Source organism: Pseudomonas sp. TH08 (assembly GCF_016651275.1).
In the GTDB taxonomy this organism is placed as follows: Bacteria; Pseudomonadota; Gammaproteobacteria; order Pseudomonadales; family Pseudomonadaceae; genus Aquipseudomonas.
In genome coordinates this window covers 563,898-578,436 of sequence record NZ_JAEKEE010000002.1, presented here as the reverse complement: position 1 = coordinate 578,436, position 14,539 = coordinate 563,898, and the positions used below count along the sequence as shown (strand labels likewise).

Below are 14,539 nucleotides of genomic sequence, written 5' to 3'. Positions count from 1 at the left end.
TCGCCGTTTCTACCCAGAGGAAAAGCCTGATGAGCGATCCACTCGACAAAGCCACTTCCAAGGCTCCCGCTACGTTGGGCGAAGGGTGTTTGAGTCGATACGACCCGGAGGACATGAGCCCGGAGGATGGCACCGAGTTTCCCGGTGCGGCCGAGTTGTGGGAACAACTCAAACCGGAGTCTGATGACGAAACAGTGGATGCCTGAAAAGATCGTCCGATCGCGGCCCGAGCCTTCGGACGATCTTTTATGCTTGCCCCACCTTCATCAGTTTCCTCAGCAACGGCCGCCCCAGCATCAATAGGAAAACCGGGCCACCGACCAGCAGGTAAAAGTAATACGTCACCACCCGCCAGATCAGAATCGCCGCCGCTGCCGTCGATTTTCCCACCATCGGCGCCAACAGGGCCGCCGAGGTCAATTCCGCCGCCCCCGCACCGCCCGGCAACAAACTGAACTGCCCGGCGCCCAGCGAAAGCATCTGCACCAGAAAACTCCACGCCCACTGCAAGTCCGCGCCCAACCCGCGCAGCGCCAGATACAGCACGCTGTAGCGCAGCAGCCAATGCACGCAGGTCAGGGCGAACACCTTGACCAAGGTTTGCCAGGGCAATTTCAACGTGTCGGTAAACGCTGCGAGAAAGTGCAGCAGTTTGCGCGCCCAACGGCGCCGGGTGCCGGCCTTGACGTTCATCCTCGCCAAGAGTCGCCCGCTCAGGCGGATCAGGGCGCGGTGATAACGTGCCAGCAACACGCAACTGAACAGCCCGCCGAACAACGACACGGCGCTGACCATCAGGAGCCATTCGAGGCGGTCACTGAGGTGCTGAAACAGCGCGTAAATCAGAATCCCGCTCAGCGCACAGAGAAAGAACAGCAGATCGCTGAGCTGGTCCATGGCAAACACCGCACTGCCGCGCGCCGGGCGTACACCGCTGCGTGCCAGCAATGCCATGATCGTCAGTGGGCCACCACTGCCTCCGGGGGTGGCGCAATAGGCAAATTCAGCGGCCATGACCACGCCGAGACTTTTCATCGGTGTCACCCGATCGCGCTGATCGCCGAGCAACAAACGTAAACGCAACGTATTGATGCCCCAGCAGAGCAGGATCATGCCGAACATGATCAGCAGCCATTGCAGCGGAAAACTTTGCAGACGAGCCCACGTGTCGCCGCCGCCCAGCACAACAGGGATCAGCACGGCCGCGAGCAAGCCGATCAGTAACAGAATGCCGCGACTCATGCGGCGCGTCCCGCTTGACCGCGCTGTTGAGCGAGCCAGTTCACTTGAGTCATTAATACGCGTCCTTCAGTCAGCAGCCAGAACGGGGGCGGGATCGCTGTAAACGCCGTCGATGGCCGGGGCGTAAAACATGGTGATGTCGGCGATGTGCACGGTTATCAACCCTCCGCTGCGTTGTTCTCCCTTGGTTGACCTTTATCCGGAATAGATGTTCGGTCGGGATTACGACGCAGAGGCAGGAGTAAATAGATCGCAACCTGCGGCTGTATCCCTGTAGGAACTGCCGCAGGCTGCGATCTTTTGATCTTAAATGCGGAAACTACCCACCAACTGCTTCAACCGCGAAGCCTGCTGCTCCAGATCCGAACACGCACGCAATGTCGCATGCAAGTTCTCCACGCCTTCCTGGTTCAGCGTATTGATTTCGGTGATATCGACGTTGATCGACTCAACGACCGCCGTCTGTTCCTCGGTCGCCGTCGCTACCGACTGATTCATGCCATCGATCTCGCCGATCCGCTGCGTCACGCTGTTCAGGCGCTCCCCGGCAAGGTTGGCAATCTCCACGCTGTCCTGACTGTGACGCTGGCTGTCGCTCATGGTGCTCACCGACTCACGGGCGCCCACTTGCAGCTCCTCGATCATCGTCTGCACTTGCTGCGCCGACTCCTGCGTGCGGTGCGCCAGATTGCGCACTTCGTCCGCGACCACGGCAAAACCACGACCGGCTTCACCCGCGCGCGCTGCTTCAATCGCCGCGTTGAGTGCCAGCAAGTTGGTTTGTTGGGAAATGCTGGTGATCACTTCGAGGATCTGGCCGATGTTCACGGTTTTGCTGTTCAGCGACTCGATGTTGCTGCTCGACGCGCTGAGCATGCTCGACAGTTGATTCATCGCCTTGATGCTGCGATCCACCACTTGTTGGCCGTCTTCGGCGAGACCACGCGCGTCACTGGCCTGGCTCGAAGCCTGAGCGGCGTTGCGGGCGATTTCCTGAGCGGCGGCGCCGAGTTCATTGATCGCGGCGGCCACGCTGCTGGTGCGCGAAGCTTGCTGATCCGAGTTGTACATCGACGAGTTCGACGCAGCGACCACGCGTAGCGCGACCTCGTTGACCTGGCCGGTCGCCGACGACACTTCGCGGATCGAGCCGTGAATACGTTCGACAAAACGGTTGAACGCGGTGCCGAGGATGCCGAACTCATCGTTATTGACGATGGTCAGGCGTTTGGTCAGGTCGCCTTCACCGTCGGCGATGTCTTCCATGGCGCGGGTCATCACGTGCAGCGGCTGGATCAGCAGACGGATCAGCATGCCGAGCAGCGCGATGATGATCGCCACGGCAATCACTGTCGCGATGACTGCCGAGGTGCGGAACTGGCTGAGCATCGCAAACGCCTGATCCTTGTCCACCGACAAACCGATGTACCAGTTCACCGACGGCAGGCCTTTGATCGGCGCGAAGGTGACGATGCGGGTCTTGCCATCGATGGTGACTTCACTGAAGTCGCTGCTGATGCGCGGGGTGTCCTGTGGATAGGCTTCCTTGAGTGACTTCATCACCAATGCCTTGTCCGGGTGCACGAGGATTTTGCCGTCGGCGCTGACCAGGAACACATAACCCATGCCATCGAAATCACGCGCGGCAAGAGTGTCGACCAGCGATTGCAGGCTCAGGTCGCCGCCCACCACGCCGACGCTCTGGCCGGCCTTTTTCGAGGCGGTGGCGATGGAAATGATCAATTGGCCGGTGGCGGCGTCGATGTAGGGTTCGGTCAGGGTCGAGGTGCTGCTGCTCTCGGCACCTTTATACCAAGGGCGAACCCGTGGATCGAAACCGTCGGGCATTTTCGTGTCCGGGCGGATGGTGAAGTGCCCGGTGGCGTCGCCCAGATAGGTGGCCATGAACGTCGAGGTCAGGGTTTTCTGTTCCAGCAGACTGGCGACGTTGGCAGGTTCGGGGTTGATGGCGATGTTCTGGGCGGCGTTCTCGACCAGCAGAATGCGTCCGCTGAGCCAGGTCTGGATATTACCGGCAGTGACCTCGCCCATCTCGTTGAGATAGTTGTGCAGGTCATCGCGGATCGCGTTGCGCTGTAACCAGTCGTTGTACAGGGTAAACGAGGCGAAAGCGGCGATGACGATGAGGGCGGCGGCAAGCAAAATTTTATGGCTGAAGCGCAGATTTTTGTTCATGGCTTGGGGTTCCGCTAAGGTCTTAATGTCCTGGGCGTGCTTTTATAAAGGCGCGCAATATGGGCAAAGGTGAATGCAAACTGATATTTCCGACTCTCCTTAGGGAAATGTCCGACCGACTTTTCAGTCAGGTTCACGCTTTATCTATCGGCCACAGCGAATCAAAGATTAACCATAGGTGACAAAATGCCTGACTCATCGCAACTCGTAATCGGCGCCGATCTCGCGGGACAACAGATCGGTCAGGGCATGCGCCTGGCGAACCGCCACGGGCTGATCGCCGGTGCGACCGGTACCGGTAAAACCGTGACATTGCAGCGCTTGGCTGAAGCGTTCAGCGACGCCGGCGTGGCGGTATTCGCCGCTGACATCAAGGGTGATCTGTGCGGCCTCGGTGCCGCCGGTAACCCGCAGGGCAAGGTCGCGGAGCGCATCGCCGGGATGCCGTGGCTCGACTACAAGGCGCAGGCTTATCCGGTGACCTTGTGGGACATTCACGGTCAGTCCGGTCATCCACTGCGCACTACGTTGAGTGAAATGGGCCCGCTGCTGATCGGCAGTCTGCTGGAGCTGACCGACAGTCAGCAGGCGGCGCTGTATGCCGCTTTCAAAGTCGCGGATCGGGAAGGCCTGTTGCTGCTGGACTTGAAAGACCTGAAGGCGCTGCTCAATCACCTCAAAGACAACCCGCAAATGCTCGGTGAAGACGCCGCGCTGATGACCACCGGTTCCAGCCAGGCGCTCTTGCGCCGTCTGGCAACGCTGGAGCAGCAGGGCGCCGAAGCGCTGTTCGGCGAACCGGCGCTGCAACTCGAAGACATTCTGCAACCGGCCGCCGATGGCCGTGGACGCATTCATTTGCTCGATGCCAGCCGTCTGGTTCACGAGGCACCAAAAGTCTACGCGACGTTCCTGTTGTGGTTACTTGCCGAGTTGTTTGAGCAACTGCCTGAGCGCGGCGATGCCGACAAACCGTTGCTCGCGCTGTTTTTCGATGAGGCGCATTTGTTGTTCGGCGACACCCCGAAGGCCTTGCAGGAGCGCCTGGAGCAAGTGGTGCGGTTGATCCGTTCGAAAGGCGTTGGGGTGTATTTCGTCACGCAGTCGCCGGCGGACTTGCCGGACAACGTGCTGGCGCAACTGGGGTTGCGTATCCAGCATGGCTTGCGCGCATTCACCGCCAAGGAGCAGAAATCCCTGCGTGCGGTGGCAGACGGCTTCCGGCCGAATCCGGCGATCGATACGTTATCGGTACTGACTGAGTTGGGCATTGGCGAAGCGCTGGTCGGCACGCTGGCAGAGAAGGGCACGCCGGAAATGGTTCAGCGCGTGCTGGTGGCGCCGCCGCAATCGCGGATCGGGCCGTTGACGGAAACCGAGCGCACCGTGTTGATCGCCGGTTCGCCGTTCAAAGGGCGCTATGACAAGCCGATCGATCGTGAGTCAGCGTATGAAATTCTGATGGGCCGTAAAGGCCTGGCGCCGGAGGCCGAGACAACGGCCAGCAAACCGCCGGCTGAAGAGCCAAGCCTTGCCGACAGGGCCGGAGAGTTCCTCGGCACAGCCGCCGGTCAGGCGCTGAAATCCGCCATGCGCCAGGCTGCCAACAACCTCGGCAAACAGCTGGTACGCGGCCTGATGGGCTCGTTACTCGGAGGTAGCAAACGCCGCTGATCAAAATGTAGGAGTGAGCCTGCTCGCGATTGCGTCAGGTCAGTGACGACGATGTTGACTGACCCACCGCTATCGCGAGCAGGCTCACTTCTTACAGGGTAATGCTTTCAGGTTTTGTCTTTGGCGTGCGCCGCAAGACGTTCCAGCGCCGCCCGCAAACCCGGATCGCTGATCCCGTCCGCCGTCGCCTGAATCGTCGCTGCCGCATCCGTTGACAGATCCATCGTGTGCCCAATCGCGCCGCGCTGAACCGTCGGTGGCTGCACCTTGAACAGAATCCGCGTCAAACTGGCGAACTCATCGAACATCTGCAATTGCCGTTGCAAACGTTTCTGCTGATAACGCAGACGCGTGGCCCAGTGGCCATCGGTGACAATCAGTAACAGACTGCCCTCACGCCACGACGCGACGTGGCAATGCTCGCGGGCGGCGGGTTGCAGTTGGCTTTCGAGCAGGCGTTGCAGATGACCCAGACGTTGCGCATGGCCGAGGATGGCTTTGAGCGGCTTGGCTTCGCGTAATAGAACGGCGGGTGCTCTGGCCGTAAGAGGGCGAAATGCCATGATCGAACACCTGAAGTAACAGAAGCGCCATGGTAGCAGATGCAGCGAAATCACTCGCCCATTGCTTTTGCACCTGCTTTACCCATTAAATCAACAACTAACTTCTTTGCCGTACGACTTGAAGTTATGCAAAACGCCCCTATTTTAAGTGAGCCCCGTCAAAGCGCAGTGCCAGCATCGTGGAATATCGCCACTTTCCTCACCACCGTTTCCGGGTAGAATGCTCGTTCGCATGCGGCCATGAGGGCTGCTCGGGCGACTCACGGGGCCGCCCTCCATCCCTTTAGTGTGGAAGATCCTGCCGATATGTTTGCGCCTTTGTTAAAGAAACTTTTTGGAAGCAAGAACGAGCGTGAAGTCAAACGCATGCTCAAGACGGTGCAGCTCGTCAATGCCTTCGAAGAGCAAATGGTGGCCCTTTCGGACGATCAATTGCGCGCCAAGACCGATGAGTTCAAGGCCCGCATCGCCAAAGGGGAAACCCTCGACAAGCTGTTGCCAGAAGCCTTTGCGGTCGCCCGTGAAGCCGGTAAGCGCATCATGGGTATGCGCCACTTCGACGTACAACTCGTCGGTGGCATGACCCTGCACGAAGGCAAAATCGCCGAAATGCGTACCGGTGAGGGTAAAACCCTCGTGGCGACCCTGGGCGTTTACCTCAACGCATTGTCCGGCAAGGGCGTGCACGTTGTGACCGTGAACGACTACCTGGCCCGTCGTGACGCCAACTGGATGCGTCCGCTGTATGAATTCCTCGGCCTGACCGTCGGCGTCGTGACGCCGTTCCAGCCGCCGGAAGAGAAGCGCATCGCTTACGCCGCCGACATCACCTACGGCACCAACAACGAATTCGGTTTCGACTACCTGCGCGACAACATGGCGTTCAGCATGGAAGAAAAATTCCAGCGCGAACTCAACTTTGCCGTGATCGACGAAGTCGACTCCATCCTCATCGACGAAGCGCGTACCCCGCTGATCATTTCCGGTCAGGCCGAGGACAGCTCCAAGCTGTACATGGAGATCAATAAACTGATCCCGCAGCTGGAACTGCACGTCGAAGAAGTCGAAGGCGAAGTCACCAAGGCTGGCCACTACACCGTTGACGAGAAGACCCGCCAGGTCGAACTCAACGAAGCCGGTCACCAGTTCATCGAAGACATGCTCACCCGCGTTGGCCTGCTGGCTGAAGGCGAGAGCCTGTACTCGGCGCATAACCTGGGCCTGTTGACCCACGTGTATGCCGGTCTGCGTGCGCACAAACTGTTCAACCGCAACATTGAATACATCGTGCAGGACGGTCAGGTCGTACTGGTCGACGAACACACCGGTCGTACCATGCCGGGCCGTCGTCTGTCCGAAGGCCTGCACCAGGCCATCGAAGCCAAGGAAGGTCTGAACATTCAGGCCGAGAGCCAGACCCTGGCCTCGACCACGTTCCAGAACTACTTCCGTCTGTACACCAAGCTGTCCGGCATGACCGGTACCGCTGACACCGAAGCGTTCGAATTCCACCAGATCTACGGACTGGAAGTCATGGTCATTCCGCCGAACAAGCCTTTGGCGCGTAAAGACTTCAACGACCTGGTGTTCCTGACGGCCGAAGAGAAGTACACGGCCATCGTCGCCGACATCAAGGAAAGCATGGCGGCTGGTCGTCCGGTACTGGTAGGTACTGCGACCATCGAAACTTCCGAGCACATGTCCGCGCTGCTGGTGAAGGAAGGCATCGAACACAAGGTTCTGAACGCCAAGTTCCACGAAAAAGAAGCCGAGATCATCGCGCAGGCCGGTCGTCCGGGCGCACTGACCATCGCCACCAACATGGCCGGTCGTGGTACCGACATCCTGTTGGGCGGTAACTGGGAAGTTGAAGTCGCGTCGCTGGAAGACCCGACCCCTGAGCAGATCGCGCAGATCAAGGCCGACTGGCAGAAACGCCACCAGCAAGTGCTGGAGTCGGGCGGTTTGCAGGTAATTGCCTCCGAGCGTCACGAATCCCGCCGTATCGACAACCAGCTGCGTGGCCGTGCCGGCCGTCAGGGCGATGCCGGTTCGAGCCGCTTCTACCTGTCGCTGGAAGACAGCCTGATGCGCATCTTCGCCTCTGACCGGGTGAAGAACTTCATGAAAGCCCTGGGCATGCAGCCCGGCGAAGCGATCGAGCACCGCATGGTGACCAACGCGATCGAGAAGGCGCAACGCAAGGTTGAAGGTCGTAACTTCGACATTCGTAAGCAACTGCTCGAGTTCGACGACGTCAACAACGAACAGCGTAAAGTGATTTATCACATGCGTAACACGTTGCTGGCCGCCGACAACATCGGTGAGACCATCGCTGACTTCCGTCAGGACGTACTCAACGCCACCGTCAGCGCGCATATTCCGCCGCAATCGCTGCCGGAGCAGTGGGACGTCGCCGGTCTGGAAGCTTCGATTGCCAGCGACTTCGGTGTGAAGCTGCCGATCCAGCAATGGCTCGACGAAGACGATCACCTGTACGAAGAAACCCTGCGCGAGAAGCTGATGGCCGAGCTGATTGCCGCGTACAACGAGAAGGAAGATCAGGCCGGTGCTGACGCACTGCGCTCCTTCGAGAAGCAAATCGTTCTGCGCGTGCTGGACGACCTGTGGAAAGACCACCTGTCGACCATGGATCACCTGCGTCACGGTATCCACCTGCGTGGCTATGCCCAGAAGAACCCGAAGCAGGAATACAAGCGCGAGTCGTTCACGCTGTTCTCCGAGCTGCTCGATTCGATCAAGCGCGACTCGATCCGTGTGCTGTCGCACGTTCAGGTTCGCCGCGAAGATCCGGAAGTCGAAGAACAACGTCTGCGTCAGGAAGCCGAAGATCTGGCCGCCCGCATGCAGTTCGAACACGCCGAAGCACCTGGTCTCGACCAGCCGGAAGCATTGGGTGAAGAGGTTGATGTCGCCCTCGCCACCGCGCCGGTGCGCAACGAGCAGAAGCTGGGCCGCAACGAACTGTGCTACTGCGGTTCGGGCAAGAAATTCAAGCATTGCCACGGGCAGATCCAGTAAAACCCGTTTCAATCGCTGAAATACCCGCGCCGCGACCGGCATAAGCCGTCGCGGCGTTTTGCCATTTAAATCACCGTCCCTGTGAGTGGCGGTGCTGACATCATTGAGTAAGGAGCGCATTCATGGCTGTTGGTCTTGGTCCTTTGCCAACGTTGCACCCGGTTGCCGGTTTTGAACTCGGTATCGCCTCGGCCGGCATCAAGCGCCCCGGGCGCAAAGATGTCGTTGTGATGCGCTGCGCCGAAGGCTCGACGGTGGCTGGCGTGTTCACGTTGAACGCCTTTTGTGCGGCACCGGTAATTCTGGCGAAAAAGCGCGTACAGAACGCCGTGCGTTATTTGCTGACCAACACCGGCAATGCCAACGCCGGCACCGGCGAGCCTGGCCTGGCTGCTGCCGAGCGCACCACCGCGAAACTGGCCGAGTTGACTGGCGTTGATGCCAGCCAGATTCTGCCGTACTCCACCGGTGTGATTGGTGAGCCGCTGCCGGTCGAGAAGATCGAAGGCGCGCTGCAAGCGGCGCTGGACGATCTGTCGGAAAACAACTGGGAAGCGGCCGCCACCGGGATCATGACCACCGACACCTTGCCGAAGGGCGCCAGCCGCCAGTTCGAGCATGACGGTGTGACCATCACTGTCACCGGCATCAGCAAAGGCGCGGGCATGATCCGCCCGAATATGGCGACCATGCTCGGTTACATCGCCACTGACGCCAAAGTCTCCCGCGATGTGCTGCATAACCTGATGCTCGACGGCGCCAACAAGTCGTTCAACCGCATCACTATCGACGGCGACACCTCGACCAACGACTGCTGCATGCTGATCGCCACGGGCAAGGCTGCATTGCCGGAAATCACCCGTGCCGAAGGCGAGCTGTTCGCCAAGCTGAAGCAAGCGGTGTTCGAAGTGTGCATGGACGTGGCCCAGGCCATCGTGCGTGACGGCGAAGGCGCAACCAAGTTCGTGACCGTTGAAGTCAATGGTGGCGGCAATCATCAGGAATGCCTGAACGTCGGCTACACCGTGGCGCACTCGCCGCTGATCAAGACCGCGCTGTTCGCTTCAGATCCGAACTGGGGCCGTATCCTCGCCGCCGTCGGTCGTGCCGGCGTGCCGGATCTGGACGTGAGCAAGATCGACGTGTTCCTCGGCGATGTGTGCATCGCCAGCCGTGGCGCTCGCGCAGCGACCTACACTGAAGCGCAAGGCTCGGCGGTGATGCAGCAGGAAGAGATCACCATCCGTATCGAGTTGGGCCGCGGCGATTGCAGCGAAACCATCTGGACCACCGACCTGTCGCATGAGTACGTGAAGATCAACGCCGAATACCGCACCTGATCCAGGATCGGGTCGCTTCTTTCGCGAGCAGGCTCGCTCCCACAGGGGATTTTTGACAACACGATCCAATGTGGGAGCGAGCCTGCTCGCGAAGACGGCAGCTCAAGAATGCAAATCTCCAGGTTTCTCCACTGACGAAAAGGCGCCACACCATGTCCTTGCACCTGATCATCGGCGACAAACTGCTTTCTTCCTGGTCCCTGCGCGCGGCATTGGCGCTTGAACTGACCGGCGCGCCCTATAGCGAAGAATTGATCAAACTCGGCAAGCCCGACACTCGCGAACTGCTGCTCAAGCATTCGCCGACCGCGAAGGTGCCGCTGCTGCAAACCGCACGCGGAACCATTGCCGATTCGCTGGCCATCGCCGAATACCTCGCCGAGCAATTCCCGTCCGAGCAGCTCTGGCCAACCGACATCTTCGCCCGTGCTCAGGCCCGATCGGCCTGCGCGCAAATGCACAGCGGCTTCTTTGCCATGCGCAATCACATGCCGTTCAACCTCAGCCACGACGCGCCGCTGAACCCGGTGCCGCCGGAGGTCAAGGTCGATATCGAACGCATGCTCGCGCTGTGGGCCGAGTGCCGCGCCGCCGCCACCGAGAGTGGGCCGTATCTGTTTGGCCGCGTGAGCCTGGCCGATGCTTTTTTCGCGCCGATTGCCGTGCGCCTGCGCACCTATCAGGTGAAGCTGCCGGCCGCCGACGAAGCCTATGTTGAAACCGTCTACCAATGGCCCGCTTTCAAGGCGTGGCAAAAGGCTGGACTGGAGGAACTGAACCCGTGAAACGCGTACACGTCGCCGCCGCCGTCATTCGTGACGAGAGTGGCAAAATCCTCATCGCCCGCCGCGCCGACACCCAGCATCAGGGTGGCTTGTGGGAGTTCCCTGGTGGCAAAGTCGAGGCCGACGAGTCGGTCGAAACGGCGCTGGCCCGTGAATTGAACGAAGAATTGGGCATTGTTGTAGGCGCCGCCCGACCATTGATCAAAGTACGTCACGACTACCCCGACAAGCAGGTATTGCTGGATGTCTGGGAAGTTTCGAGCTTCAGCGGCGAGCCTCATGGTGCCGAAGGCCAGCCATTGGCCTGGGTGACCGCGAAAGAGCTGGCGGGCTACGAGTTCCCGGCCGCCAACCAGCCGATTGTTGCTGCAGCGCGTTTGCCCGCCGAATACCTGATCACTCCGGAAGATCTGGAAACTCCGGCGTTGCTGCGCGGTATCCAGAAAGCAATTGCTGGCGGGATCAAACTGATCCAGTTGCGCGCCCCGAATGGTTACGACCCCAAGTACCGTGACCTCGCGGTGGATGCTGCCGGGTTGTGTGCCGGCAAGGCGCAACTGATGATCAAGGGGCCGTTCGAATGGCTCGGCGATTTTCCTTCCGCCGGTTGGCACATCACCTCTGCTCAGTTGCGTAAATACGCAGCCGCAGGCCGTCCGTTGCCGGCGGAGCGCTGGTTGGCGGCGTCGTGCCACAACGCTGAAGAGTTGGCGTTGGCTGAGCAGATGGGCGTGGATTTTGTGACGCTGTCGCCGGTGCAACCGACGCTGACGCACCCGGATGCGCAACCGCTGGGCTGGGAGCAGGCGTCGACATTGATCGAAGGGTTTAGCAAACCGGTGTTTCTGCTGGGCGGGGTTGGCCCGGCGGAGCGGGAGAAGGCCTGGAGTTCTGGGGCTCAAGGCGTGGCGGGAATTCGCGCGTTCTGGCCTGAACCTTTGTAAAAGGCCACTGGCCTCATCGCTGGCAAGCCAGCTCCCACAGGTATTTTGGTGAACACAGTGTTAGTGAACGACCCAAAACCCTGTGGGAGCTGGCTTGCCAGCGATGGCGGCCGATCAGGCGCTACAGATCTGAAGGTTTAGCCGCAGGCTGCCACAAGATTTCGGCAATCCCCTGCCGCCGCGCAATCAACCGCGCCGCCACAAACAGTAAATCCGACAACCGATTGATATACGCCAGGCCAACCCCGGCCAACGGCTCCAGCGCATTCAAATGCTGGCAGCGCCGCTCGGCACTGCGTGCCAGACTACGGCACACGTGTGCCTGGGCAATCAGCACCGAGCCACCCGGCAGAATGAAATTCTCCAGCGGCCCCAGCTCCTCATTCCACACATCGATCGCCGCTTCGAGCCGTTCGATCTCCGCCGCGTTCAACGCCTGATATTCCGGCATCGCCAGTTCGCCGCCCAAATCGAACAGACGATGCTGACACGGCGCCAACACGTCGATCAGTTCATTCAATCCCGGATAAGTCTCGCGCTCGGCGATCAGGCCTGCGAGCAACACGCCGACCTGACTGTTCAGCGTATCGACTTCACCAATCGCTTCAATGCGTGGGTGATCCTTCGGCACGCGGCGGCCGTCGCCCAGGCCGGTTTCGCCTTTGTCGCCGGTGCGGGTGTAAATCTTCGACAAGCGAAAGCCCATGGGTTACCTCGGTAGTTGATTGGTTTCGGCCGCAATGGCCGCCGGTTGCGCCAGCGGCAGGCGCAGGGTGAAGCAGGTGCCTTGGCCGGGCGCCGACTGCACTTCCATCTGGCCTTTGTGATTGTTGGTGATGATGAAGTACGACACCGACAAACCAAGGCCTGTGCCCTGGCCTATTTCCTTGGTGGTGAAGAACGGCTCGAAGGTGCGTTTGCGCACACTCTCGCTCATGCCGATGCCATTGTCCTCGACCTGAATCTCGGCCCACGGCGGATTGAGTCTGGTGCGCAGAATGATCCGCCCGGGCTCGCTGTCGTCCTCGCGCTGGTGAATCGCCTGCGCGGCGTTCTTCAGCAGGTTGAGCAGCACTTGTTCAAGTTCGTTGGCGGTGCCCGGCACCGGGCCGAGCGCCGGGTCGAACTGACGGACGATTGCCTGGCCCTTGAAGTCGAAACCGATGGCCAGATCAAAGTCGTTGCCGGCAATTTCCACTGCTTGATCGATCAGCGCCGGCAGATCGCACGGGGCCATTTGCCGGGTGCTGCGGCGGCTGAAACTGAGCATATGGGTGACGATCTTCGCCGCGCGGGCGCCAGCCTGTTGAATGCCGTCGAGCAGCTTGGGCACTTCGCGGCCTTGCAGGTAGCGGTTGACCGTGTCCAGTTCGATGCCCAGTTGCTCGGCGGTTTCGAGGTTCTTCGGCAGCTCCGCCGACAACCGTCGACGGATGTTTTGCACGTTGTGCAGGATCGCGCCGAGTGGGTTGTTGATCTCGTGGGCCATACCGGCGGCGAGGCCGCCGACCGAGAGCATCTTTTCCGACTGCACCATCATTTCTTCCAGCGACAAACGCTGGGTGATGTCGTCGATACGGATCACCACGCCACGCCCGGCACCGCCCATCAACGGATAAAACGTCAGGGCGTAATGCTTGGGCTCGTCGTCCTTGAACCAGGTCACGCGCTCGATCTTCGCCACCGTGTGTTCTTCGACGGTTTGCTTGAGTTGCGGCAGAAACGGCTTCAGCGGTTCAAAGGCGAGGAAGATCGGCTGGTTCAGCGCTTCGTCCAGACGTGTGCCGGAGAGCGCGCTGGCCTCCTGATTCCATTGGGTGACGTAGAGCTGCTCATCGAGGGCGATCAGCGCCGAAGGCATCGAGTCGATGATGCTGTTGAGGTAGTTCTGAAAACCGGTGAGCTTCTTCTCGATCTTGCTGCGCACCTGGACTTCGAGTTCCAGTTTACGGTTGGTGTGGCGGGTTTCTTCGGCCAGCCCCTGGGCCTGATCGTAAGCGGCCTGCGAGTCGTCGCGAGCACGCTTGAGTTGCTGTTCGCGCGCCTCGATGCGCGAGAGCATGGTGTTGAACGCCTCGGCGAGGCTGCCGATTTCGTCATGGTTGCCGCGAGAGGCGCGCAGCGCATAGTTCTCTTCACGGGTGACCTGACGCGACAACTCCTCAAGCTGATGGATCGGGCGGGTGATCAGGCGCTTGATCTGCCGGGCAATCACCAGCCACAGCAACACACTGAAAATCAGGATGCCGAGGCTCGCGGTCAATGTGCCGGTGTAGAACGCCATGGGCAGTTCGCTGCTGGCCACCAGCAACAAGTGGCCCGGCGCGGTGCCGGGGCGGGGCAGGGTGATCAATTGGTTGCTGCGAAATTCGGTGAGCTGCCAGGCTTCGATGTGGCGGTAACGTTCCGGCAGATTGAGTTTGTCGCCGCGCTGCACTTGTGCGATCCGCTCGCCCTTGCCGTCATACAGGGCGGCCGCGCGCAGCGGTGAATAGCTGTCGAGTTCCTTGAGCAGGCGTTCGGCGCTTTGCGGTGATTGCAGAGCTTCACTGACCAGGCTCGGGTTGGCGATCAACCTGCCAATGGTCTGCAAGGCCTGGGGCGCCATGCTCTCCTGGGAGATGTAGTAGGCGGCGCTGATAAAGGTCAGGTTGGCGACCAGCAGAACCGTGGTCAACAGCACCAGCAGGGCGGCCAGCAGTTTCTGGCCGACTGGCAGGTTTTCGAGGCGCTGGCGCAATGGCATCAGGTTT

General features: G+C 60.2%; 11 protein-coding genes and 1 pseudogene. 6 read left to right on the top strand and 6 right to left on the bottom strand.

Going from position 1 to position 14,539, the window contains the following annotated elements:
* The first annotated feature begins 29 nt into the window (after positions 1 to 29).
* Entirely contained in the window at positions 30 to 206 is a 177-nt protein-coding gene (locus JFT91_RS12345) for a hypothetical protein (protein WP_164979449.1), read from the top strand.
* 40 nt (positions 207 to 246) lie between these two features.
* Here JFT91_RS12345 and gpgF read toward each other — a convergent pair whose 3' ends face one another.
* From gpgF to JFT91_RS30200, 3 genes and pseudogenes are all read right to left on the bottom strand, one after another.
* The gene (gpgF, locus tag JFT91_RS12340; RefSeq protein ID WP_201228271.1) at positions 247 to 1,242 is read right to left on the bottom strand and encodes a glucosaminyl phosphatidylglycerol flippase; all 996 of its coding nucleotides are present in this window, start codon (positions 1,240 to 1,242) and stop codon (positions 247 to 249) included.
* 306 nt (positions 1,243 to 1,548) lie between these two features.
* The gene (locus JFT91_RS30205) at positions 1,549 to 2,313 is read right to left on the bottom strand and encodes a methyl-accepting chemotaxis protein (RefSeq protein ID WP_518524868.1); all 765 of its coding nucleotides are present in this window, start codon (positions 2,311 to 2,313) and stop codon (positions 1,549 to 1,551) included.
* Between the two features lie 93 nt (positions 2,314 to 2,406).
* A pseudogene (locus JFT91_RS30200) lies at positions 2,407 to 3,438 on the bottom strand (HAMP domain-containing protein); the annotation flags it as partial.
* A gap of 186 nt (positions 3,439 to 3,624) precedes the next feature.
* On the opposite strand from JFT91_RS30200, the gene JFT91_RS12330 reads away from it, so the two are divergent.
* Complete coding sequence (locus JFT91_RS12330; RefSeq protein ID WP_201232515.1) at positions 3,625 to 5,112, top strand: helicase HerA-like domain-containing protein; 1,488 nt, start codon at positions 3,625 to 3,627, stop codon at positions 5,110 to 5,112.
* Positions 5,113 to 5,219: 107 nt separating this feature from the next.
* Here JFT91_RS12330 and JFT91_RS12325 read toward each other — a convergent pair whose 3' ends face one another.
* Complete coding sequence (locus JFT91_RS12325; RefSeq protein WP_201228267.1) at positions 5,220 to 5,675, bottom strand: DUF721 domain-containing protein; 456 nt, start codon at positions 5,673 to 5,675, stop codon at positions 5,220 to 5,222.
* Between the two features lie 306 nt (positions 5,676 to 5,981).
* On the opposite strand from JFT91_RS12325, the gene secA reads away from it, so the two are divergent.
* From secA to JFT91_RS12305, 4 genes are all read left to right on the top strand, one after another.
* A complete protein-coding gene (gene secA / locus JFT91_RS12320) occupies positions 5,982 to 8,717 on the top strand; it encodes a preprotein translocase subunit SecA (RefSeq protein WP_201232514.1) in 2,736 nt (911 codons plus the stop codon).
* 122 nt (positions 8,718 to 8,839) lie between these two features.
* Positions 8,840 to 10,057: a bifunctional glutamate N-acetyltransferase/amino-acid acetyltransferase ArgJ gene (gene argJ, locus JFT91_RS12315; protein WP_201232513.1), complete on the top strand. Its 1,218-nt coding sequence runs from the start codon at positions 8,840 to 8,842 to the stop codon at positions 10,055 to 10,057.
* A gap of 152 nt (positions 10,058 to 10,209) precedes the next feature.
* Entirely contained in the window at positions 10,210 to 10,842 is a 633-nt protein-coding gene (locus JFT91_RS12310) for a glutathione S-transferase family protein (RefSeq protein WP_201232512.1), read from the top strand.
* Entirely contained in the window at positions 10,839 to 11,786 is a 948-nt protein-coding gene (locus tag JFT91_RS12305) for a Nudix family hydrolase (protein ID WP_201228264.1), read from the top strand. Before JFT91_RS12310 ends, JFT91_RS12305 begins: the two co-directional genes overlap by 4 nt.
* Positions 11,787 to 11,907: 121 nt before the next feature.
* Here JFT91_RS12305 and JFT91_RS12300 read toward each other — a convergent pair whose 3' ends face one another.
* Together JFT91_RS12300 and JFT91_RS12295 are read right to left on the bottom strand one after the other, a co-directional pair.
* On the bottom strand, positions 11,908 to 12,492 hold the full coding sequence (locus tag JFT91_RS12300) for a cob(I)yrinic acid a,c-diamide adenosyltransferase (protein ID WP_201232511.1): 585 nt from the start codon (positions 12,490 to 12,492) through the stop codon (positions 11,908 to 11,910).
* 3 nt (positions 12,493 to 12,495) lie between these two features.
* Positions 12,496 to 14,532 carry a sensor histidine kinase gene (locus tag JFT91_RS12295; RefSeq protein ID WP_201232510.1) on the bottom strand — a complete coding sequence of 679 codons (2,037 nt, stop codon included), beginning with the start codon at positions 14,530 to 14,532 and terminating at the stop codon, positions 12,496 to 12,498.
* Positions 14,533 to 14,539 lie beyond the last annotated feature (7 nt).